This is a genomic window from Undibacterium sp. Di24W (assembly GCF_049340325.1).
In the GTDB taxonomy this organism is placed as follows: Bacteria; Pseudomonadota; Gammaproteobacteria; order Burkholderiales; family Burkholderiaceae_D; genus Undibacterium.
The window spans coordinates 283,800-304,848 of record NZ_JBMPOP010000006.1 but is presented as its reverse complement, the minus strand read 5'-3'; the positions used below and the strand labels follow the sequence as shown (position 1 = coordinate 304,848).

General features: G+C 46.7%; 18 protein-coding genes. 6 read left to right on the top strand and 12 right to left on the bottom strand.

What is annotated here, in order from left to right; genetic code table 11:
- Positions 1 to 14: 14 nt before the first annotated feature.
- The 3 genes from ACO0KZ_RS14805 to ACO0KZ_RS14795 all read left to right on the top strand — a co-directional run bounded on the left by ACO0KZ_RS14805 (position 15) and on the right by ACO0KZ_RS14795 (position 2,087).
- The gene (locus ACO0KZ_RS14805) at positions 15 to 599 is read left to right on the top strand and encodes an RNA polymerase sigma factor (RefSeq protein ID WP_422996515.1); all 585 of its coding nucleotides are present in this window, start codon (positions 15 to 17) and stop codon (positions 597 to 599) included.
- On the top strand, positions 589 to 921 hold the full coding sequence (locus ACO0KZ_RS14800) for a hypothetical protein (protein WP_422996513.1): 333 nt from the start codon (positions 589 to 591) through the stop codon (positions 919 to 921). The genes ACO0KZ_RS14805 and ACO0KZ_RS14800 overlap by 11 nt, the downstream gene beginning before the upstream one ends.
- A gap of 227 nt (positions 922 to 1,148) precedes the next feature.
- The gene (locus ACO0KZ_RS14795) at positions 1,149 to 2,087 is read left to right on the top strand and encodes a prolipoprotein diacylglyceryl transferase (protein WP_422996511.1); all 939 of its coding nucleotides are present in this window, start codon (positions 1,149 to 1,151) and stop codon (positions 2,085 to 2,087) included.
- Between the two features lie 429 nt (positions 2,088 to 2,516).
- Here ACO0KZ_RS14795 and ACO0KZ_RS14790 read toward each other — a convergent pair whose 3' ends face one another.
- The 7 genes from ACO0KZ_RS14790 to ACO0KZ_RS14760 form a co-directional block, all read right to left on the bottom strand.
- On the bottom strand, positions 2,517 to 3,875 hold the full coding sequence (locus tag ACO0KZ_RS14790; protein ID WP_422996509.1) for a hypothetical protein: 1,359 nt from the start codon (positions 3,873 to 3,875) through the stop codon (positions 2,517 to 2,519).
- Positions 3,876 to 3,879: 4 nt separating this feature from the next.
- Entirely contained in the window at positions 3,880 to 4,626 is a 747-nt protein-coding gene (locus tag ACO0KZ_RS14785; RefSeq protein WP_422996656.1) for an outer membrane lipoprotein-sorting protein, read from the bottom strand.
- 59 nt (positions 4,627 to 4,685) lie between these two features.
- Complete coding sequence (locus tag ACO0KZ_RS14780; protein WP_422996507.1) at positions 4,686 to 6,098, bottom strand: ABC transporter permease; 1,413 nt, start codon at positions 6,096 to 6,098, stop codon at positions 4,686 to 4,688.
- Entirely contained in the window at positions 6,095 to 6,859 is a 765-nt protein-coding gene (locus ACO0KZ_RS14775; protein WP_422996505.1) for an ABC transporter ATP-binding protein, read from the bottom strand. The genes ACO0KZ_RS14780 and ACO0KZ_RS14775 overlap by 4 nt, the downstream gene beginning before the upstream one ends.
- Positions 6,860 to 7,497: 638 nt before the next feature.
- Complete coding sequence (locus ACO0KZ_RS14770; protein WP_422996503.1) at positions 7,498 to 8,025, bottom strand: GNAT family N-acetyltransferase; 528 nt, start codon at positions 8,023 to 8,025, stop codon at positions 7,498 to 7,500.
- An 88-nt stretch (positions 8,026 to 8,113) separates the two neighbouring features.
- Positions 8,114 to 8,467, bottom strand: a complete 354-nt coding sequence (locus tag ACO0KZ_RS14765; RefSeq protein ID WP_422996501.1) for a DUF6463 family protein — start codon at positions 8,465 to 8,467, stop codon at positions 8,114 to 8,116.
- A gap of 96 nt (positions 8,468 to 8,563) precedes the next feature.
- Positions 8,564 to 9,391: a helix-turn-helix domain-containing protein gene (locus tag ACO0KZ_RS14760; protein ID WP_422996499.1), complete on the bottom strand. Its 828-nt coding sequence runs from the start codon at positions 9,389 to 9,391 to the stop codon at positions 8,564 to 8,566.
- Positions 9,392 to 10,539: 1,148 nt separating this feature from the next.
- Between ACO0KZ_RS14760 and ACO0KZ_RS14755 the strand changes: the two genes are divergently transcribed.
- The 3 genes from ACO0KZ_RS14755 to ACO0KZ_RS14745 all read left to right on the top strand — a co-directional run bounded on the left by ACO0KZ_RS14755 (position 10,540) and on the right by ACO0KZ_RS14745 (position 12,957).
- A complete protein-coding gene (locus ACO0KZ_RS14755; protein WP_422996497.1) occupies positions 10,540 to 11,298 on the top strand; it encodes a substrate-binding periplasmic protein in 759 nt (252 codons plus the stop codon).
- A gap of 494 nt (positions 11,299 to 11,792) precedes the next feature.
- Entirely contained in the window at positions 11,793 to 12,218 is a 426-nt protein-coding gene (locus ACO0KZ_RS14750; RefSeq protein ID WP_422996495.1) for a thioredoxin family protein, read from the top strand.
- Positions 12,219 to 12,243: 25 nt separating this feature from the next.
- Positions 12,244 to 12,957, top strand: coding sequence for a cytochrome c biogenesis CcdA family protein (locus ACO0KZ_RS14745; RefSeq protein WP_422996493.1), 714 nt, complete (start codon positions 12,244 to 12,246; stop codon positions 12,955 to 12,957).
- Positions 12,958 to 13,116: 159 nt separating this feature from the next.
- On the opposite strand, the gene ACO0KZ_RS14740 is transcribed toward ACO0KZ_RS14745, so the two are convergent.
- The 5 genes from ACO0KZ_RS14740 to ACO0KZ_RS14720 form a co-directional block, all read right to left on the bottom strand.
- A complete protein-coding gene (locus ACO0KZ_RS14740; protein ID WP_422996491.1) occupies positions 13,117 to 14,814 on the bottom strand; it encodes an ATP-binding protein in 1,698 nt (565 codons plus the stop codon).
- A gap of 131 nt (positions 14,815 to 14,945) precedes the next feature.
- On the bottom strand, positions 14,946 to 16,097 hold the full coding sequence (locus ACO0KZ_RS14735; protein ID WP_422996489.1) for a methyl-accepting chemotaxis protein: 1,152 nt from the start codon (positions 16,095 to 16,097) through the stop codon (positions 14,946 to 14,948).
- Between the two features lie 44 nt (positions 16,098 to 16,141).
- Positions 16,142 to 16,564 carry a response regulator gene (locus ACO0KZ_RS14730; protein WP_422996487.1) on the bottom strand — a complete coding sequence of 141 codons (423 nt, stop codon included), beginning with the start codon at positions 16,562 to 16,564 and terminating at the stop codon, positions 16,142 to 16,144.
- Between the two features lie 65 nt (positions 16,565 to 16,629).
- Complete coding sequence (locus ACO0KZ_RS14725) at positions 16,630 to 19,443, bottom strand: response regulator (RefSeq protein ID WP_422996485.1); 2,814 nt, start codon at positions 19,441 to 19,443, stop codon at positions 16,630 to 16,632.
- A gap of 71 nt (positions 19,444 to 19,514) precedes the next feature.
- Positions 19,515 to 21,002: a sensor histidine kinase gene (locus ACO0KZ_RS14720; protein ID WP_422996483.1), complete on the bottom strand. Its 1,488-nt coding sequence runs from the start codon at positions 21,000 to 21,002 to the stop codon at positions 19,515 to 19,517.
- Positions 21,003 to 21,049 lie beyond the last annotated feature (47 nt).

Below are 21,049 nucleotides of genomic sequence, written 5' to 3'. Positions count from 1 at the left end.
TTAGGATAACTAATATGCTACGCACAAAACCACAACTGATTGAGGCCGCCTGCCAAGGCGATCAGGCCGCCATTTCTGATCTATTAACTGTCTGTCAGCCTGATCTGAAGCGGTTTGCGCGACGCACTTGTTCCACCACTGAAGACGCCGAAGATGCCGTACAAATCGCCCTCTGGCAGCTGTATCGCAAGATCGGCGCATTGCGCACGGTTGCGACTTTTACGACATGGCTTTTCCGTATCGTAGAACGAGAATGTTACCGCCTGTTTCGCGGCAAAAAGGCGAACGAAGCTTTGGATGAGTTACTGGAACAAGACATACCTTGCGAACCAAGTGTGCCGATTGATCTGAGATTGGATTTAACTCGCGCTTTAGAGCGACTGACAGCGCCCTATCGTGAAGTCTTAATTCTACGTGACGTCCATGAATTGACTGCGCCGGAAGTGGCCGCACAATTAGGGCTGAGTTTGGAGGCTGTAAAAAGTCGACTGCACCGCGCACGAGCGCAGGTGCGTGAGCAACTCATGTCCAGCGGCTATTGGCTAAAAGACGATGCGCCTGGACCTCATAATACACAAGGAGTTAATCATGTTTTGTAGTACTTCAACTAGCATCCATTTGCTACGCGGCCTAGCCGCTTTAGGCCTAATTATAGGTGCTATGTATTCCAGTTCTTACGGCGCCATAGGCTTTGTATTCGCGGCGCTCGCCTTCGTCGGCGCCATTGTATTACTGCGTGGTTGTCCTATGTGTTGGCTGGTCGGTCTATTTGAAACCATGCGCCAAGGACAAGAAAAAAACACCATCGGGTTCTTAGATCGTGTCATACGAGTACGCCTCAGTACTGTGACTGAAGTCGCGGGAACCTGCTTGTATTCATCTGGTTTTTTCAGATTCCTGATCAAATTCATTGGTCATTAACAGCTCAAGAGCTACCAAAATTTAATTTTCATTTTGGACTTTTTATGTTGAAGAAACCTATATTGTCATCCCTGCTGTTGATTTCAAGTTTCAACATCGCGGCATTGGTCGGTATGCAATATAGCTCCTCATCTGCAAATTAAATCACCGAGAGCTACTTTACCTAGTCCTTAAAACGCTATGATGGCAGCCTCTCTCTAAACCTTCCCAGATACAAAGGTTCGCACATGTCTTTCCCCTATCTAAGTGATGTTATTAATCATCTTTTCGGCACGCAATGGACGATTCCTATCGCGACTTTTGGTAGTTTTGTTGGCTTAGCTATTGTGATTGCTAGTAGTGTTGGGCAAAAAGAGGTGCGTCGATTTGAAGCATTGGGCTTACTGAAAAATGCTAGAACAGCTGGTAATAATCTGGTTCCGGCACATCAAATGGTTTCCAATTTGACGGTGATTACAGCCTTATTTGGAGTACTTGGTGCGAGGGTGTTTCACATCTTAGAATATCCAGCTGAGTTTTTGCATGACCCCATGGGCATGATTTTTTCTCGAGGTGGGTTATCTATTTATGGTGGTCTAATATTCGGCGTCATCGCTGGTGCGATCTACCTAAAACGCCGTGGGCTCCCCATCCTTCCTATGCTGGACGCCCTGGCGCCAGCGATGATTTTAGGTTATGGCATAGGTCGAATTGGCTGCCAGATATCGGGGGATGGTGATTGGGGGCGTGCTGCCGATCTCGCACTCAAGTCGGATTGGTTGCCACATTGGTTTTGGGCGCAAACCTACGACAACAATATCGCAGGCATCTTGATACCGAGCCCGGGGGTTTATCCAACACCCATTTATGAGTCAATAACAGCTTTCGGTATCTTCTTATTTTTGCGATTAATAAAGACCAAACAACTTGCTAGTTATTCGATGGGAACTGTTTTTTTCGCGTATTTAATACTCAGTGGGTTTGGGCGTTTGTTAATAGAAAAAATACGCATCAACAGCACGTATCATTTCTTGGGATGGAATTTTACCCAAGCCGAGTTGATTTCCATGGTGTTGATATTCATCGGTCTATTTGGCTTATTAAGGTCGTCCCAATTAAAACGACTTTCAAAACTTGGTCTATCAATATTTGTCATTGGCGCCCTAGCCGCTTGCACAGTTCATTAAGACTCTCATCGCTACGGTATTAAGCGACTGACAGCTAGCTCTCAATATTCAAAATTCTTCTCGCAACGATGCATCACGGCGAAATTTGGATTTTTAGAGGCCCGCTTTGCTCTATCTCAGATCTTTCTATCAGCGTGTTACTGCTGACGTAGGCCGTGTAGCCAGATATAAATTGGGTGTCTGCGCAAAAAAAATGATGTCGCACGCTGTATCGAGATCAAGGACGGCAAGCTGTATTCGTAACGCCAGGGAGGCAGAGCCAGGGGAAAACCACCGCGAGCCAACAACGATTTAGCTTTGCATTGGATTTGCTTAGTTGGATAGCCTCAGGTAGGCACGTCGACGGGTTTTGCGCTTTTTTATAAGGCGCTAAACAGTAAGCCATAATCGAAGTCGACCAGCAGCGAGCGCAGTCGCTAAAATACCGAGCTAAAAGTAATAACGAAACGATGCCTGCCAAGCCATTTTTTGTAAAGACGCCCCATAGACGCTAGTCGCATCGCCACTGTTGCGCTGCCATTGCAGGGCGACATCGGCTTTATTCATGCGGTAACGCGCTTCTAACCAGGTCAGCTTGCTATGGTCAGCTAGATCGATTTTTCGCATGCCGCTTAAATCAAGGTTATTAACTATCGCATCTTGCCAGTTCGCGTAAAAGAATAGCTCTTCTTTGGTCGCCAATTCCTGAGTGCTTTGTTGAAATGCCCGATAACGGCTATATGCGGCACCAGGCGCAATAGCAGAAGCAGTGCCAGAACCCTGTCTGAAAAGTGTCCAGCTAGCCGCATCCATGCCGGTACCGCTGTACTCGTATTCCAAGCTCAAGCTGAGTTTGTTAGTGGTGGTATAAGTGACGCCGCTCGCGAGGTGATTGCGAAATTGCCTGTGCTCGCCGCTATTTAATCCCTGTGCCGTTTGTGCTGTTTGTGTTGCCTTTGTTGCCTGTGATGCCAGTGAACTGCTACGACCGCCTGACCATTCAAAGTAAGCCACGGTCGCATCATTGATGAGCGTAGTCAGATTACACCCCAACTGTGGCGCTTGCCGCTCTTGCCCATAAATTAGCCATTGTGGCGTAATGCCGTCTGCGAGCTGCTGGCTCACCGCGATGAGGTAACGCCCCTGATGATTGGTCGCACCGAAATCGGGACTAAAGTCGGAAGCCGAAGAGGCGCTGGTCGCCTTCATCTCCAGTTTCGGCGAATATTGTGCGATGACAGAGCCGTTACTCCATAGATGTTGTGCACGCAGCATCACGCTGCCGAGCCGGTTCTTTTTCAAACTGCCGGGATCTACCGACACCAGCGAGCGCACCGAATCCGCACGGAAAAAATCGGTGGGATTATAGCCGCTGGCGACGCCAGTAGCTGCGTTGATACGACCCAGATCGATCAGTTGATGGTCGTTTAGCTGCCAGCTCAAATACGCTTCTCTAAGCGTGTTGACATTATGCCGCACTATCTGCGGGTTCGGCTGATCAGGCTGCCTTTGACGATTCAGATCGAGCCGGTCGGCGAACACGGCCCGCCAACCTGGTGCGAATACTTTGTCTATATGTAAGTCGAAAGACAGTCTTTGTACAAGCGAGCTTGTTTCAGTACCTCGTAGCGAGGAAAGACCCGCCGCCGCTTCCGCAAACCAATGGATGTCACTGGCCTTTTCGGCTTTTTGCTGTGCTTTATCCGCTAAGGCTAGTGCATCCAAATCGTCAAGCTGCTGGGCCAATACAGGCGCATTGATGCCGGTCAGTGCGCAAACAAGAACAGCCGATTTTACCGTTTTAAACATCACCTTACTCCGGCTTAAATCGCGGTAAATAGTCCCGTTGCAGCCAGGCTTCCGGTACGTCGCGTTTGACGTAATCACTCATGCGCAGCACCGTCACCCAACTTGGATCTAAGCCGTCGATAATCACTGTCTCCGTCGGGCGATCTTGGCCTAGCTGTTTCTGGTAGTGACGGAAATACGCGGTTTTGAGTAAGCGCGCGCTTTCCGTGTAGTAGCGCGCCTTGATCGGGCGATTATTGCCGGTATCTATCCAAAGCTCAATGTGGTGATAAGTTACGTCCGGCGAAATGGCGGCCAAACTCAGCTTGTAACAGCGTCGCATCTGGCGTTCGCCATCTTGCACGTCTTCTTCAGCCGCCAATGTGGCTTGATAGTCTTTCGCAAAATTGACCGTGACCACATCGCCGTTAGCCGCTTGCCCCAACAGACGTTGTTGGGGAGATAGTCGCATGCTTGCCTTGTTACTCGGGTCATAAAACCATAGATCATTGCCGCTTTTTAACATCAGTTTATTGGCATCACGCGCCGGTGCCATAAAGCGGATTAAATTGCGGAATTGTCCGCCCTTATCGTCCACCTTAGAATAGATCGCCAACGTGCTGCTGTCTGTCTGTTTGCCATTGCGGTATTCAATTAACGTGGTGGTCGCTCCGAAAGGAAAATCGGGATTGCGTACTGCATCGCTCGCTGCCAGTATGCTTTGCGCATCGGGTGTTACTGCTTGTGCTAGCGCGGTCGCAGCAAATAGCATGATCGCTGTGCCGAGTGATCTAAGTGTTAAACCTAAATTGTTCATCATTTTCTCCTGTGTTAGACGTGACGCAAAGCGTCGACGATCAGCATTTTTGAAGCACGGCGCGCAGGCCACCAAGCAGACAGAATCGCGACTAACATAATGCCAATCACGCTGCAGATAATTAAGGGGAAGTCACCCCAGATGCGCACCTTAACGGGATAGGGGTAGACATAGTTCGGCGGTGTCCAGGACAGACCAGAATGATTGACCAGATATGACACCAGCACGGCACACAATACGCCGAGAAATGCGCCGGTGAAGCCGAGTAGCGCACCCTCGATGACAAATAGCTGGCGCACACCGCCACGACGCTGGCCGATGGCGCGCAAGGTACCGATTTCAGTGGTGCGTTCCACGACCGCCATGCTCATAGTATTACCGACCGTGAACAGCACGATCACACCGACTAAGGTGGCAATGAAACTAAACATAGAATCGAAAAATTCTATGGTTTGCTGATAGGCTGGTGCTAGTTCTTGAAATGTGATGACACGTAGTGGTCTTGCCTTGAATGTGGTGTTGAGCAGGTGGGCGAGGCGCTTTGTCGCTGCCGGCATTTGTGCCGTGTGTTTTAGCTGTATCTGTATCGCGGTCACTTGTGGTTTCTCGCCAGCGAATAAGAGCTTTTGCGCCTGCGCGAGGTGCATTACCACGACGGTGTCGTCGTATTCCTTGAAGCCCCAGTTGACTGCTTTAACGACATTGAGACCGGCGACATTTGGCGCACCGTGCAAACTTGCCGCTAGCATTTCTATGCTGGTAGTAGCTTTCTTGGTCTCGGCATGCCGTTCCAGATCGGACAGTGCGTTAATGTCGCTTGGTGCGTCGTGCTCGTTGCTGGTGGAGTTAGATACACTAGAAGCGTGTGTTGTTATCTTTGGTTGCGGACAATCACGGACTTTGAGCGGCGCACACAACTGTAACATGCGTGCCACGCCATTACCTATCAGCACAGAGTTCTGCGGCGTGCCTGCCAGATCAAATTTGGGGTTATAAGCTGCGCTGTCATAATCGTCCCATGAGCGCATTTGATTTTGTTCCTCAACCACGATGCCGCTACCAAACACATTGTGAGAGACGCCAGCGGCGAAATTGCCGGCAATTCCACCTAGCTGTAATTTTGGCGTTACCACCGTTACCATGGCGGCTAACTCGGCGTCGTTTTTGATGGCGTCTATGATCGTTTGATAATCAGAAATACCATACGCGGCAGGATTGCCACTACCGTAGAGGAAGTAGTCTTCATGCTGGATCTGTAGGTGCCCGTGCAACTGTACATAGCCTGTTTGCATGGAGTACAAAGTGTTGCCGCGATAACCGCCGAAGACCAGTATGGTGATCAGACCGATGATCATGGCAAGCAGTGTGGTGAGCGAGCGGCGGCGATTGCGTAGCAAATTGCGTAGTGCCATTGAAAGAGTTTTCATGCTGTCACCTCTTGCATCGTGTTTTCGTGTTTTGTTGAGAAGGCGTTTTGCGATTGCGCAGGCAGCGCATTTGCAGGCACATTTGTCTTTGTGTGGGTGATACGTCCATCGCAAATAAAAATCGTATCGTCGGCCGCTGCCTGTACTTGCGGATCATGGGAAGAGAACACAAACGACACTTGATGTTCGCGCTGCATCTTGCGCATCAAGCTGATGATTGCTGCACCGGTCTGACTATCGAGGTTGGCGGTTGGTTCATCGGCCAGCACGATCTTGGGCGAGGTAGCAAGAGCCCGCGCGATGGCGACACGTTGGCGTTGGCCGCCAGACAATTGACCCGGCCGGTTATGGGCACGATCTGACAGCCCCACTGCATCAAGTAAGCTGGTTACACGCTCGCGCCGTTGGGCGGCAGGTATCTTCGTCATCAGTAGTGGATATTCGACATTCTCGTAGGCCGTCAACACTGGTAGCAGATTAAAATTTTGGAAAATGAAACCAAGATGCCGGGCGCGAAAATCTGATAAGGCATCATCCGACATGGTGGCGATATCCTGCCCAGCAACGATGACTTGTCCCTGATCGGGCCTATCGATACAGCCTATCATATTGAGTAAGGTGGTCTTGCCGCTGCCGGAAGGGCCAGAGATGACGGTGAAACAGTTGGCGCGAATAGTGAGATTGATATTGATCAAGGCAGGGACGGTGACCGTATCAAGATGATAGGTTTTTCCGCCGCCCTTAATTACAACGGGATACATAATGCTCTCCAGACTTTAGAAATCGTGTCGCTTGGCCCCTAGTGCTTAGTTTATTTTTGACATTTCAGCTGTTCATGAAAGTGCCTCACTAAACTCAGGTTTTACCGAGATCGACTAATACTTCAGATTCTAAAGTTTTCGCAGACGAAGCAATTGTACTCATCTGTCAAATTGGTACTGAGCCGACATTTGAGCGCAGAATTTTTATTCGGATTGCGGTACTGAACTCGATTATGCGTCGTGGATTTTTCGATAGGTCCGCAACTCACCGGATCCTTTCGAGAATAAGACTTGCACATTTCTTCATATGCACCAATGGCTGCTCGAAGAAATGTGTTCGGTAGGGCTTAAAAATGAATCTCAGTCCCTACAGTGATTTGGGTAACGCTAGACTGATTGAAACGTGTCGCTTCCAAATTCAAGCGCCATTTTTATCGCTTTACGATCGGCGAGCTGTGCCTTCGCGTCAGACAGAACAAGGATCAACAGTAGCCAAACGATGACCGCTTTTACTAGGGTTTACTGACATACTATTTTGGCATGCGAATGAGTCGGAAATGTGCTCTTTTGTTGCGACAATTTAGATCCAAAGGCTGGTTTGTATTGGCTATCACTCGGTATGGATTTATCTTAAGGATTTATCTCAAGTCATCGAGACGCAATTGAAAAGTATAGCCATCGAGTACCTGGTCACCCACCGAGGCAATTTGTGGAACATGCTGACTTCGGACAAACCCGCATTTTTCAAGTACGCGCATTGAAGCTTTATTGTTTTCTGCTACCACCGCATTGAGCATCTTTAACTGCCATCGTTGGCAGGCGATCTCGATGAGGTAGCGCACAGCTTTGGTAGCCAGACCCTGGCCTATGCTTTGTTGTGTAATACGGTAGCCAATTTCCGCGACGCCAAGATGTTGGTCAATGTCTTTCAAGTTGGCACGACCTAGTACCTCTCCAGCTTGATTCAAAATGATGCTGGGATGGAAGGTGCCGACCTCATATCGTGACAAGAGTTGCTCAATATGACCGTTGACTCCCTGAACGGAGTAAAAATCTGGTGGGCGCGGCGCCACGTGACTTTCGAACCAGACTTTATTGTCGAGTTCAAATTTAAATAATGGCCCCGAGTCTTCTATGCCTAAGCTGCGAATGATGATAGTGGACATGGTTAGAACGGTTTTTTTCTATAGCCTTTGCGTTCTGAAATGCCAACACTGTTCGTGGTTTCAGAAAACAAAAATTTGAAATGAGCCCTTAGTGCTTCCTCACTAGTACTACAATGGCAGGTGGAAAAATAAGCCAAAATCCCGAATCCGGCATTAAAATAACACCAATCACAGACATGAACAGCAAGCTCCAACCGATAGATTTAGCAAGCTTACCTGAGGTGGCTTTTTCCAGCTGTTGAATCACCAGGCCGCAGATAAACAAGGCCGCACCAAAAAGTGTGAACCAAACCACGGCGGCCGTCATAGGGTCGGTTCCGACTACATTGAAGACGCCACGCTGCAAAATAGCGGCAAGGGTAGAACGAAAAACGAAGAGGGCGAACGCGGTATGCAAAATCGAAACGCCAATTATCCAACTACCTATCCAATGCTTTTTCATGTTTATCTCTCTGATATCGGTTAAATTGGCAGCGATTCTAAAACACTTCAGAACGCGATACTTGTACCTATCTGTCAAATTTGTACTGATCCGACATCACACTGGCAAAAACAGTTTCTTGGTATCGCTTTGGCTAAGACGATAGATCCAGAAGGCGGGATCATTGCTGGCGATTTTTTGCAGCAAGCTGGTGGGAGAAAATCCGGTAAACTCGAGATACTCTTTATGCATATGCGCCTGATCATAATAATCCGAGTCGTGCGCGATCTGGGTTAAGTCACCCCAGGTAACCGGCGAACCTATGATACGCAGTAGCGACCAGCCAAACCGGACAATTCTGCGCGTGTCCCGTAAATTGACGCCGAAAGATTCTCGCACCCTGCGTTCTAGCTGGCGTTCACCGACACCAAAGTGAAGCGATAAATCGATGAGTGGCATAAACATTTGTTGGTGGGCAGCCAAAAAAGCAGCGCCCATGCCTTGTTTCTTTTTGTGATCGAGAATGTCCAACAAAAAGTTCTGGAGCATTGCCGTATATTCGCTTACCGTACCTGCAGCCGCACCAGGCTGATCTCTTTGCGCATCGATGGCAGCGAGCAGAGCGTCAATGCGTGCGGAATCAACGACATCGTAGAGAGAAACCGAGCTAGACAATAACGTTTCAGGATACACCCCTATTGCTTGATGCAACATGCCAGGCCGAAACTGTACAGAAATCGAGTAAGCATCAGGGGATGAAATCCAATGCGTGGGGCGAATAAAGGGGCCGTTTAAGACCACTCTTGGCAAGGTTAAAAAACTGCCATCAGGCTGCTCTACCTGTGCACTACCACGTAGAAATAGCATGAGTGAAGGACAGAGACTGGCCGGAAAATAGGATGCACGGGGTGCAGACTCGGATAGTTCCACAGCGATCAAATGCATGATTAACTTGTTCAGCTGGGGGTGCGGTGGAAAGATGTGATATTGCATACTCAAGTGGAGCGGAAGGAAGTCGGTACTGCGATCATTGGTGAACAGATTGTTTGTTATGAGCTGCCCCTTAAGTTCTTTCTTAGGAGGGCGCCGGACGGATAGCTTGCTCAATATGGCACAGTAGAGCCAACGATACAAGCAAACCAAGCAAACCAAGCAAACCAAGCAAAAGGGTCAGCATCTGAGTTTCACCTCATATTTAAACAACTAACGCCATTGATCGCAATAAAATATGTGCCCTATCAATCTGTCGCTGAAAAAAAACAACTAATAATTTCTCTTCGTACCACCAACGTGCCAGCGATTTAAGTGATAACGCATGCACTGCTTTTTTTACTGTCGAATTCTACACGGTAGCCACATTCTCTTACAGCCAGTGCAATCAAGCAAAGCGCATCGCAGGCAAAAGCACCAATCAAGAGTGGACTCGCCAAACGATTTGGCGCACGTGTTTGACTATGCGACAATCCATGTCCCCAACGATGATTTTGATGTCGCGAAAAGTCTGTTCTGTCTGCATTTTGTCGCTATAAATTTCTACGATTGCTTTGACAATAAGCGTACTCAGTTTAGAAGAAACAACTAGCAACAAAGCTTCCATTTACGCTTGCGTTTGTTTTTGACTCCGAGAACCTGTCCTCACTTCACCTCGCAATGGGCCTATTTGGCTTGTTAAGGTCGTCCCAATTTAAACGAGTTTCAAAAGTAGGTCTAACTTTATTTGTTATTTCCACCTTAGCCGCTTGCAAAATTCATTAAGACTTTCATCGCTCCGCTATGAAGCGACTTACAGCTAGCTCTACATATTCAAAATTCTTCTCGCAACGAAGGATCACGGTGAAATTTGGATCTGCTTAGTTGGATGCCATCCGGTAGAGGTGTTGGTAAGGTCAATCTTTTGCCACCGAAAGGGTACACGACATCGCTAAGGCGCACTTGGCTAGTAAACGCCACATCGATCGTATCGAGGCTACACGGCTTAAGAGACTGCAAACATCTACTAATTTTGTCTACCTTCGAATATTTTATGGTTCTATAATGGCTCAATTGACGCATATTCTATTGACAGATTTCAACAGGTTTGAACTGGAAATTTTATGAAGTTACTTGGCTTACTTTGTCCTCTATTTTTTTGTCTTTTCACTGCTACACCTTCAATTGTCCGCGCTGGCGAAATCCTAGTGGTTGGAGCTGAGTTTGCCAATATATTTGAGCGCTCTGCAACGGGGAACTTCTCAGGGCTAGGTGTCAGCATTATTCAAGAACTCGCCAAACAAAATGGCGATACCGTTAAGTTCGAAATATATCCATGGAGTCGGGCGCAATGGATGGTTGAAAACGGTCAGGCTCACATCTTGATTGGGCCTTACAAAACGCCTGAACGTGAATTGCGATTCTCTTTTGCCAAACGCGCTTTTTACCGCGATGTGATGACGTTTTATGTCAGGGCTAATTCTATTTTCACCTGGAATGGCAACTTAACAGGCTTACTTGAGGCCAAAGTCGGCACCATTAATGGTTGGGTCTATGGAACAGAATTCGAGAATATGCGTCCCAAACTCAAATTAGAATTAGCCAACTCGCTGACAAATGGCTTAAATATGCTCATAGCCAATCGGGTCGACTACCTTGCAAGCAACGTCCGTAACACGGATGCACTCGCAAAAACTTTGGGAATTACCAAGGATATCAAGGTCATAAATCCCGAAATTACTGTCATCGACGGCTATCTGGCCTATTGTAAGTCGCCCATCTGCGATCAACTCCGTGAACGCCATGACGGAACTTTTGAACAATTAAAAAGTACGGGAAAGCTAGATCTTTTAGCGAAACTTCATCAAGTAACGGTACCTTGACTGAATCCTTCATTACAACAAGGTGTAGAAGAAATTCTGCTCACAATAACATCGGTTGCCAATAGCTAATCCACGCCAGGTAGTAACGCTGACGTCACAGTCCACAATCGTCAGAAGTACATCAAGAGTCACCTTGCTTTGATCCTTGACCCTCTTCGTCGCACATGCTTGCCATGAGTTCCCCATTCAAGCCAAAACTGCCTCGAAAAGTGCATCCATGACCTAAAAAGCCAATGGAAAACGCGGGCTTAAAATATAAGCAGATAAAAATTGGCTGACCATCAAGCAAATTGCCATCAAGTCACTTAACGCCAATCACCACTACGCAAAAAATTTTCCAAAAATCGCGCGACTTGCTGAACCCTTTTGTGGTTTTGATGACTCTTGTATGTTGAGAGTGCACTTTTCACCAACTGGTACACAGTCAATCTCAAACCCGCTCATTGTCTCTACCGTCAGGCGGAATTTTTCAACTCTTTAGAAAGTTACTCACCATGTTCAAATCCAATCACGCTTCAAGCCGTCGTCGTACTTTCACTACCTTATTGTTATCCGCATCGCTATTAGTCGCTGGGCTGACAGCAGGCACAGCCAGTGCAGGTGAAATCATTCCAGCCAATATGGACGCTTACAAACAAGCTGCGACCGCAAAAAAACCTATCATCATGCACGTACACGCCAGCTGGTGTCCAGTGTGCGCTAAACAAAATGTGGTGATTGAAGAGTTGATGAAAGAACCGGAATTTAAGAACGTGATCGTTTTCAAAATTGACTTTGATACCGACAAAGGCCTCGTTGAGCAACTAGGGGTAAAGCATCAATCAACGCTGATAGCTTCCAAAGGCGCGCTAGAAATTGATCGTACGGCAGGCATCACCGATAGAGATCAGATCCGCCAACTCATCCGCAAATCCTTGTAATCACAACGCAACGACACCAATACTTATGATCTCTTTGCTATTCGCTATGTTGGCTGGCGCCTTATCGACCTTGTCGCCTTGCGTACTGCCGATTGTTCCTATCGTGATGTCCAGCGCCTTACAAACAACGCGTTGGGCGCCGCTAGCTCTACTTTCTGGCGTGGTACTGTCTTACACGGTAATCGGCAGTGCACTGGCGATATTTGGCAATAGCATAGAGCATACCCAGTATGTGAGAATTGGTAGTGCGGTACTCATGATCATTTTCGGTGCGATGTTTTTACTACCCGGACTGCAACAGGCATTCGTGAAATTAATAACGCCGCTGTCCGACGTTGCGAATAACAAACTCGCTGATTTCAAAGCGGACAGCACTTTAACGCAGGGCCTACTTGGCATGATGTTGGGCATAGTGTGGACACCTTGCGTGGGCCCCACCTTAGGCGTAGCGATCACGATGGCGGCGAATGGCAAGCATATCGGTCATGCCGTAATGATTATGTTCATGTTTGGACTTGGTGCCGCCTTGCCTATGAGCGTACTGGCCTATGGCTCGCGTGCAGCAATCGGCAACAAACGCAAATCGATGGCAATAATGGGGCATCGCGGCAAGCAAGTGATGGGCATGGGTTTGATTTTCGTAGGCGCTTTAGTCATCACAGGTTTTGACAAATCGTTGGAAACTCTTATGACAAGTCATATGCCGAACTGGCTAGTTGATTTAAGCACACGCTTCTAAATTGGATCTCGCCGACTTTTTTTCAGGAAGAAGCAATTTCGATTTTGCCGTATTGCTGCATTTCATCCGCCCTACTTTAAAAAATTCAAGCGAAAAATTTGTCGTAGTGAATCAAAAAAAGCATCATCTCTCAGTTGACACGCCATCGCAATTTGTCATCTAGGCCTTATTCAAAACAATCCAAAAAGTCGAACCATGTCCCTCTTCACTTTCAAAGCCAATTTCGCCCTGCATTTTCTCGATCAGGGTTTTACTGATATTCAAACCCAAACCTGTTCCCCCTTGACTGCGAGTATCGCCAGCATTTTCCTGAGCAAAAGGTGAGAAAATTCGTTCGCGGAAACTCTCAGAAATACCTTTACCCACATCTTGAATCTCTAATCTATATCTTCTTGGAAAATGCGGTAAAGCGCGCAAACGAATGTCCACCTTGGCGCCAGCTGGAGAAAACTTCGCTGCATTCGACAACAAGTTCGATAGCACTTGCATTAGCCGGTTTGGATCGGCAAGCACACGAATTTCTTCGTCTGGTGGTGTGAATTCAAAACTGACCGAAAAGCTATTGGCATAACCGATATTCGCCTCGATTGCGGATTGTACACACGTAGAAAAATCTAGGGATTCAATGTTCAGCGTCACATTCCCAAGCATCAATTTTTCCATATCGAGAATATCGTTAATCAATATACCCAAGCGTTGACTATTGCGATGCGCGACACTGACAAGCTTGGCAGCAGGAGGCGGAAATTCACCTAACACGCCAGCATCGAGCAAGCCGAGCGATCCACGTATTGATGTCACCGGCGTTCTTAACTCATGACTAACCATCGAAATAAATTCTGATTTCAATCGATCTAAACGCTCTCGCTCGGCTTGCCACAGAATCTGTCTTTTTTGGGACACCACATACGTCAAGGTGCCAATAAAAAAGAAGAGAAGGGTAATTAACAATGAAAATTTTGTTCTATTCCACCAGTCACTCCACACGAGGGCTTGAGGTAGGTTGACAAATAGCGTCACAGGAAAATGACTAAGTCGACGAAATGAAATAAATTGTCTGGGGCCGTTCAAGCTACTTTCCCCCGCAAGCTCACCCTCTTTGGGAAAAGCATTTTCTTTCAAATGATTGATCAGTGCTCCCGATCTTGGTTTTCCGTACACATCAGCGATGGTGACCGTTTTAGGATTAGGAAAACGGCTATATAAATAACCGTCATCACGCAGCAAGCCTATGCTTGCCACTTCAACGACCGGTGCACCTTTCCAAAACTTGTGTAACATCTCAACGTTAAAAGTCGCTGCCACGACCACAACGGGCTCCTGCCTCTTACCATAAACCATATGTCGCATCGGCAGTATCCACTCTCCCGTAATCGGGCTAAGCGTAGGACGACCTAATATGGTTTGCGCTTGCGGACGCACTTCTTCCAAAAACAGATTCCAAGTCTCAGTTCCAGCCAAGCTGGGAAGTGGCTTATCTTTTGGCGCAACTACGACGTCCAAAAATTTTCCATCGACACTGATGATCGCGACATTGGTCAACTCGGGGTGGAGCTGTTTAAAGTATCTTAATCGTTGTATCCGCTCTGAATGCTGCGCAGGAGAGACATTCACATCACCAGCCTCCCAATCACGCCCCAGCAATCGAAGATCGGACTCTAGTTGCAAAAAAAAGGAGTCGATCGACTTTTCACCTAATTCTACTATCGTCCGCAGTTCACTCATGCGATGGTGCTTCTCCTCATTCCATGAGTTCACGGAGAACACAACGCCGTAGGAAATCACCAGAATAGCGATAAAGATCATCGACAATCTTAGGTTGCGTGAAGTGATGTAATGTGTAGACTTTGGTGTCATTACTGTACTTTCAAAGTAAATAGACTAAGTCGAATTAAAATCAGACCCTGTCATCGCAACGACTACAAAAAAACTATTCAGCATGCCGAGAAACTGCTTACACATACATTAATCATGCCAACAATAAAAAATTAGAAGAATGTTATTTCTGTATTATCTTTCTCGATTGCGAGGTTTGGATCTCCATGACTACGTAATTCATCCGTCATGGTGTAGGTAGATTGCAGCTCACTCATCCACAACGCAGTGTCTGGCAAAGCACCACCACTAATTTGATTTATGGTTTCTTGCATCCTTTGGATGTCGGCACTAACCACTTGAAGCACTTGACTAATCCTATCCTGGAATTGCAGACTGACTAGCAAATTCTCAACATCATTACGAATTACATTTCCGTGTTCTCGCATCTTAGTTGCAGCATCACCCATGGTTTCTACATGGGATAACACATCGCCAACTACCGCACCAGAAATTTCCAAAACCTTCTTGTCATTGATCGTAGCACGATCAGCAGCAGACAAGGCTTGCTTAACCACTTCTCTAATTTGTGCGACCCTCTCCGTGATATTTTTTCCAGTCTCTGCTGAAGATTTCGACAAACGTCTGACCTCTTCCGCGACAACGGCGAATCCACGCCCCGCGTCTCCAACCCGCGCTGCTTCAATCGCTGCATTGAGCGCAACTAGATTTGTTTGCGCTGCGATTTGACGAACTTCGTTGGCCATCGTATGCATGTCTGCCGTTGATTTCGCCATATCGCGTATGCAAACCAATAGCTCATCTTTACTATCGATCATCTTGGATAAAGAAGTAATCACCGGCGCCAATTCTTTTTTGCACAACTGTAAAAGCGTGATGGTCGCATCCGAAGACTTGGATTGGTCTACATTACCAACACCACCAAATCCAGCCAGATCAAATTCGTTGACCATCGACGCAAAACTCTGGATCAATTGCCCTACCGCATCTTCACTAGTGGATTTCACTGAATTCACATGCGAATTCCAAACTGGCAGCACAGCACCTAGCAAATCGGTCACCTTGTCGATGACTTCAGTGTCGTTTCTCACTATGGCAACTTCCTGTTTCAATATTTCGAGCTCAGCACGACTTCGAAATAGCGCGAAACCTAGATAGCTTATCAAGCCGACTAAGGGAATCAGGCCGGCCCAGAAGTAGGCCTTTGGGGATACCGCTGGTTGCGAGATTAAAAATACCACGTCAGCGATCACGATAGCTGCTGCAACAAGATACTCCCAATAAATACGAATAAACACCTTCATGATTTTGCTCCAATACATTGGATAGAACATTGCTTTTTTTATTGTTAAGATCGATCACACATTTTTTTTATGTATGCGTACAATCCCTCTTTGGTGATTGGTTTCTCTATCGTTCCTAGAAACTCTTGTCTCGCCAATTGCGCCACCAGAGAAGCTGAATGCAAGACACGAGAGCCCTGACCCGACATCAAAATCACCCCACCAGAAAATTTGCGCGACTCCAATGCGGCCATAACCTCAAAACCATCCATGTCAGGCATTTGTAAATCACAGATCAACAAATCCGGTTTGCGCGACATTTTGTCCAAGCATTCTAAGGCGGCTCTCCCGCTATTCGCCGTTGTAATTTGACTGATACCAAGTTCATTGAGTTTATCGACCACGAAATCCAATTGAAATTCGTCATCATCAACCACCAAAGCACAAAAATCATTGTCTGCAAAAGACCCGCTATTGACACCCACCATATCGTACCTCTCCTCTATTTAAAATCGTTTTCCTTATCCAAAGTTGGATCAAGGTTTTCTCAACTCTAAGTCGAAACACTTTGCCTATACCTATCAACCTGCTGCTCAATACGACGCAGAATCAAAGGCAATTGATCAACGATGCGTTCCGCCTCAATTTTCTTTTGGCTACCCTTCAGTCCTTCCAACGCGTGGCAGAGGTCGGCAAAACCATTCGCCCCCACCGTCCTGGCGCTTGATTTCAAACTGTGACCCAAAGCTGCCATTTGCTCCATGTCTTGACTAGTTTTTGCCGCTTCAAGATCAAGCAAGCCTTTACGCGCCGAGTTCACAAACTTGTCTGCATAAATCAATATTTTTTGCGGTGCAGTTGGAAAATGTCCTGCCAGAACAGAAAAATCAATATCATCCATCTCTGCCATCTCACCGGCCCCGCATGACTCAGCTTGAACTTTCACATCATCAAAACTAGCGCGAGAATTTAAAAAATCTTTATCGAACCATCGCAAGATGGTTGCATAAAAGAGTTCAGGTGCGAACGGCTTAGCAATAAAATCGCTCATGCCTGATGACAAACATTGCAATCTATCTTGATGCATCGCATTAGCTGTAATAGCAATAATTGGCAGAGCGGAAAAGCGTTCGTCACTACGTAAAATTCGACTAGCCTCTAAGCCGCCCATGACTGGCATTTGAATATCCATTAACACACAATCGACCATTTCAAGCCTTAAAAGATCAACCGCGACCTGCCCATTTTCGGCGCAGATAACGCAGCAATCGACCTCCTCCAGCAATTCAGTCGCGATTTGCAAATTGAACTCGTTATCTTCGACCACTAAAATCCGCAAAGGCGTCCTTTCTTGATTCAACTGTTTCAAGCGCGCGGCTGCCGTGCGACGATCGACGGGCGTTCGGTCAGACAATCTAGTCTCACTTGGGTGTTGAAGATGGGCAGTGAACCAGAAGGTACTTCCAATGCCTGGCGTACTCAAAACACCAACTTCGCCTCCCATCAAGGTAGCGAGTTCTTTGCAAATGACCAAGCCCAATCCGGTACCGCCATACTTTCTGGTCATCGTACTATCGACTTGCTCGAACGATTTGAACAATTTTGTTTGCTGATCCTTGCTCATGCCTATTCCTGTGTCCTCCACTTCGAATCGCAGTAACCAACCGCTTGCAGTGCAATTGAGAAGTCGAACGAATAAATTGATCTCGCCTCGCTCAGTAAATTTAATCGCATTATTGGTGTAATTAAGCAGGATCTGCTTTAGTCGGTAAGGGTCTCCACAGACTTGTTTGGGTACAGCTGCGTCGATATCAAATCGCAAAGTCAAATCGCGCCCAGCGACCTTGCCACCCAACATCGTTTTCATTTCGGCCAACAGTAAGTCCAGTGAAAAATCAAGCGACTCTAATGCCAACTTTCCCGCTTCTATTTTTGAAAAATCCAAGATGTCATCAACGATGTGCAACAAGTGCTGTCCCGAAATTTCGATCTTCTGAAGATAATCACGAATCTTTGGATCGTTAGTAGCGTTGAGCGCGAGGTAAGTCATTCCTAATACACCATTCATCGGTGTACGAATTTCATGACTCATGTTCGCAATGAACGCACTCTTAGCCTTATTCGCTGCTTCAGCAACCTCGCTCGCTTTCTCCAAGGCGCGAGTGCGACTCATCACCATTTCTTCCATTCGATAACGATGCTTATCGAGCTCCGCATTTAATTGGCGCTGTTGCGTAATATCGGTTTGCACCCACACATACTGACTAATAAGGCCGTCTTCAGCACGCAATGGGCTTACGATGGCGGCTGTGATCAACTGACTACCGTCTTTTCGTTGATTACTCAACTCGCCAGTCCACACCTCGGTCTGCGCAAGCTTGCTCCACATGTCAGCAAAACTATCTGCATTGTCTTCCCCCGCACTAAACATTTGAGGATGCTGGCCGACTATCTCTTCCGATGTATAACCATAAACCTTTAGCATCGCCGCATTCACATACTCAATTTTTGCGTCTTTATCGGTGATGAAGATGTGCTGTGTGCTTTGCTCTATGGCCGATCTGAATTTAATCAATTGATTTTCGGCGTATTTTTTTTCAGAAATATCTTGGCACTTCAGGACAAAATGGATAGGTGTATTCTGTCGATTCTTGACGATATTAAGATAGCATTGCAAACACACAATAAGACCATTTTGGTGCTTTAAAGAAAGTTCAAATCGAATCGTCGGCCTATCGCTCTCTTGCAATGAGACCATATTAGCTTTGATGACCTCAGAGTTATTAGGAAACAGTTGATCAACATCAATCTCGTGCGTCTCAATTTTGTCCTGCCCTAACAAATTACATAAAGAATTATTTACTCGGATAATATTCCCATCCATCGCGATCAAAGCCATACAGATAGGAGAAGTTTCAAAAGTCTGCGTTAGTTGAAATTCTCGTTCACGAAGTAACGCTTCTGTGTGATATTTATATAATGCCATCTCCACTGTAGTACGCAGTTCCCGGCCTGAAAATGGTTTAATAATATAGCCGTAAGGCTCAGTTAACTTCGCTCGCTCAATCACTTCATCAGCATTAAATGCACTGACAAACACAACAGGTGGTCCCAAGCCTGCACGAATGATAGTCGCAGCTTGAATCCCATCGATTGCGCCGCCCAACATAATATCCATCAAAATCAGCGACGGCTTGACCTGCTCTATTTCAATTAAGGCCTGTTCCGCAGTCCGGCTGTGCCCAACAACCTGATAGCCGAAGCTTTCCAGCTGCTGGCGAATATCGCGCGCGACGATAGACTCATCCTCAACGATGAATATTCTCGCGCCAGCCGCATCTACTTTTGAGATTAATTCTTTAGGCATCTTATTCGCTTAGTAAATTTATTTACCGCAATCCTCATGACTATCAATAATCCATTCAGCCTCGCAAAGGCTCAGGCACTCTGCAATTCACGCACATCCAATGAGGCTATAAAACATACCGAGAACGATAGTCCAACACTCTGCTCGATTTGCAATTCCCCCCCTATTTGTTGCGCCAAACTAGTCACCAATTCCAATCCCAAAGCGTGTTGTCGTTTTTCCGCAAAGTCGGGGGAAAGTCCCACTCCATTATCGTGGACACTCAGCAGCAATTGATCTTGTATGTCGGTTGTTCGCAAACGCACGCTGATCTGTCCTGTTCGTCCACCTGGAAAAGCGTGCTTCAAACTATTTGAGATCAATTCATTCACAATCAGACCACAGCATGTCGCCTGATCAATAGTCACAAGAAAGCCGTTCAGATCAAACGCCAAGCTCACCATATCTTTTTCCTGATGCATAGTGCGAAAGCTCAGCACACTCAACTCTCTTAAGTACGAGCTCAAATCAACAGAAGAAAATTGACTTTGTCGATAGAGAAATTCATGCATGAGAGCCAAAGTTTGAATTCTGTTTTGCATATTGTCCAAAACAGTTTTAGCCTCATTCTTGTGGGCTCGGGCTGCTTCAAGGCGCAACAAACTCGTTACTACTTGCAGATTGTTCTTTACTCGATGATGAACTTCTTTAATCAATACATTTTTCTCTTGTAATGCGACACGCAGATCTGCCTCAACTTGTTTTCTGGCGCTAATATCCATATGAGAAATAACTGCCCCTCCTTCGCCGTTTTCAAACGGTGTTACACTCATGTGAAACCAACGTTTTTTCTGCGGTGAATGGCAGGGATACTCCAGATCAAAGCTCGACAAGCTTCGGTCTAAAACGGACTGTATCCCTTTACGGACGTTATTCTCAGCGCCTTCGCCGCCCCCCTTTTCCGATGGACAGACACTTAAATAATTCGTGCCGACCCCATAATTTGTAGCTATCATTTCCTCTGAACAGGCCGAAGCAGATTCACAGTTTGCAAAATCTCTCCAGGCACGGTTGACCGCAATAATTACTCCATCTGCATCAATGACTGCAATCTCGGCATTCACAGAATTAAGAATAGATCGATTAAAACTTTGACTGCGTTTTAACTTGGCTTGCACCTCGTGTTTATAGAACGCCATTTCAATCACAACACGCAATTCACGCTCATTAATGGGCTTCAAAACATACGCGAAAGTGTCAGCGGTTTTAGCGCGATGTAGCAAATCATCCGTGCACAGGGCGGTTAGAAACACGATAGGAATATCAGAAACCGCATGAATCGCATTGGCGGCCGCAATCCCGTCCATCTCGCCATTGAGATGAATGTCCATAATAATAAGATCGGGGTGAATTCGACTAGCGATTAGTATCGCGTCTTCACCACTATCAGCAGTTGCGATCAAGTCATGACCAAATCGCGCTAACTGCAGGCCAATAAAGCTGCAAAGCGCCTGATCATCATCGACCAACAAGATGCGTTTATTCGTCGCTTTATTTAAGTTCACGTCGATGTTTATCATAACCATCCTTAGATTACTTCGCTAACGCGTTGTTGACCGCGTACTTC

Coding starts and splice junctions, on each gene's coding strand:
- ACO0KZ_RS14800 (WP_422996513.1), top strand. CDS start 589: ATGTTTTGTAGTACTTCAACTAGCATCCATTTGCTACGCGGCCTAGCC.
- ACO0KZ_RS14725 (WP_422996485.1), bottom strand. CDS start 19,443: ATGCCTAAAGAATTAATCTCAAAAGTAGATGCGGCTGGCGCGAGAATA.
- ACO0KZ_RS14805 (WP_422996515.1), top strand. CDS start 15: ATGCTACGCACAAAACCACAACTGATTGAGGCCGCCTGCCAAGGCGAT.
- ACO0KZ_RS14780 (WP_422996507.1), bottom strand. CDS start 6,098: ATGAAAACTCTTTCAATGGCACTACGCAATTTGCTACGCAATCGCCGC.
- ACO0KZ_RS14760 (WP_422996499.1), bottom strand. CDS start 9,391: ATGCATTTGATCGCTGTGGAACTATCCGAGTCTGCACCCCGTGCATCC.
- ACO0KZ_RS14750 (WP_422996495.1), top strand. CDS start 11,793: ATGTTCAAATCCAATCACGCTTCAAGCCGTCGTCGTACTTTCACTACC.
- ACO0KZ_RS14735 (WP_422996489.1), bottom strand. CDS start 16,097: ATGAAGGTGTTTATTCGTATTTATTGGGAGTATCTTGTTGCAGCAGCT.
- ACO0KZ_RS14720 (WP_422996483.1), bottom strand. CDS start 21,002: ATGATAAACATCGACGTGAACTTAAATAAAGCGACGAATAAACGCATC.
- ACO0KZ_RS14795 (WP_422996511.1), top strand. CDS start 1,149: ATGTCTTTCCCCTATCTAAGTGATGTTATTAATCATCTTTTCGGCACG.
- ACO0KZ_RS14790 (WP_422996509.1), bottom strand. CDS start 3,875: ATGTTTAAAACGGTAAAATCGGCTGTTCTTGTTTGCGCACTGACCGGC.
- ACO0KZ_RS14740 (WP_422996491.1), bottom strand. CDS start 14,814: ATGACACCAAAGTCTACACATTACATCACTTCACGCAACCTAAGATTG.
- ACO0KZ_RS14765 (WP_422996501.1), bottom strand. CDS start 8,467: ATGAAAAAGCATTGGATAGGTAGTTGGATAATTGGCGTTTCGATTTTG.
- ACO0KZ_RS14755 (WP_422996497.1), top strand. CDS start 10,540: ATGAAGTTACTTGGCTTACTTTGTCCTCTATTTTTTTGTCTTTTCACT.
- ACO0KZ_RS14745 (WP_422996493.1), top strand. CDS start 12,244: ATGATCTCTTTGCTATTCGCTATGTTGGCTGGCGCCTTATCGACCTTG.
- ACO0KZ_RS14785 (WP_422996656.1), bottom strand. CDS start 4,626: ATGCTATTTGCTGCGACCGCGCTAGCACAAGCAGTAACACCCGATGCG.
- ACO0KZ_RS14730 (WP_422996487.1), bottom strand. CDS start 16,564: ATGGTGGGTGTCAATAGCGGGTCTTTTGCAGACAATGATTTTTGTGCT.
- ACO0KZ_RS14775 (WP_422996505.1), bottom strand. CDS start 6,859: ATGTATCCCGTTGTAATTAAGGGCGGCGGAAAAACCTATCATCTTGAT.
- ACO0KZ_RS14770 (WP_422996503.1), bottom strand. CDS start 8,025: ATGTCCACTATCATCATTCGCAGCTTAGGCATAGAAGACTCGGGGCCA.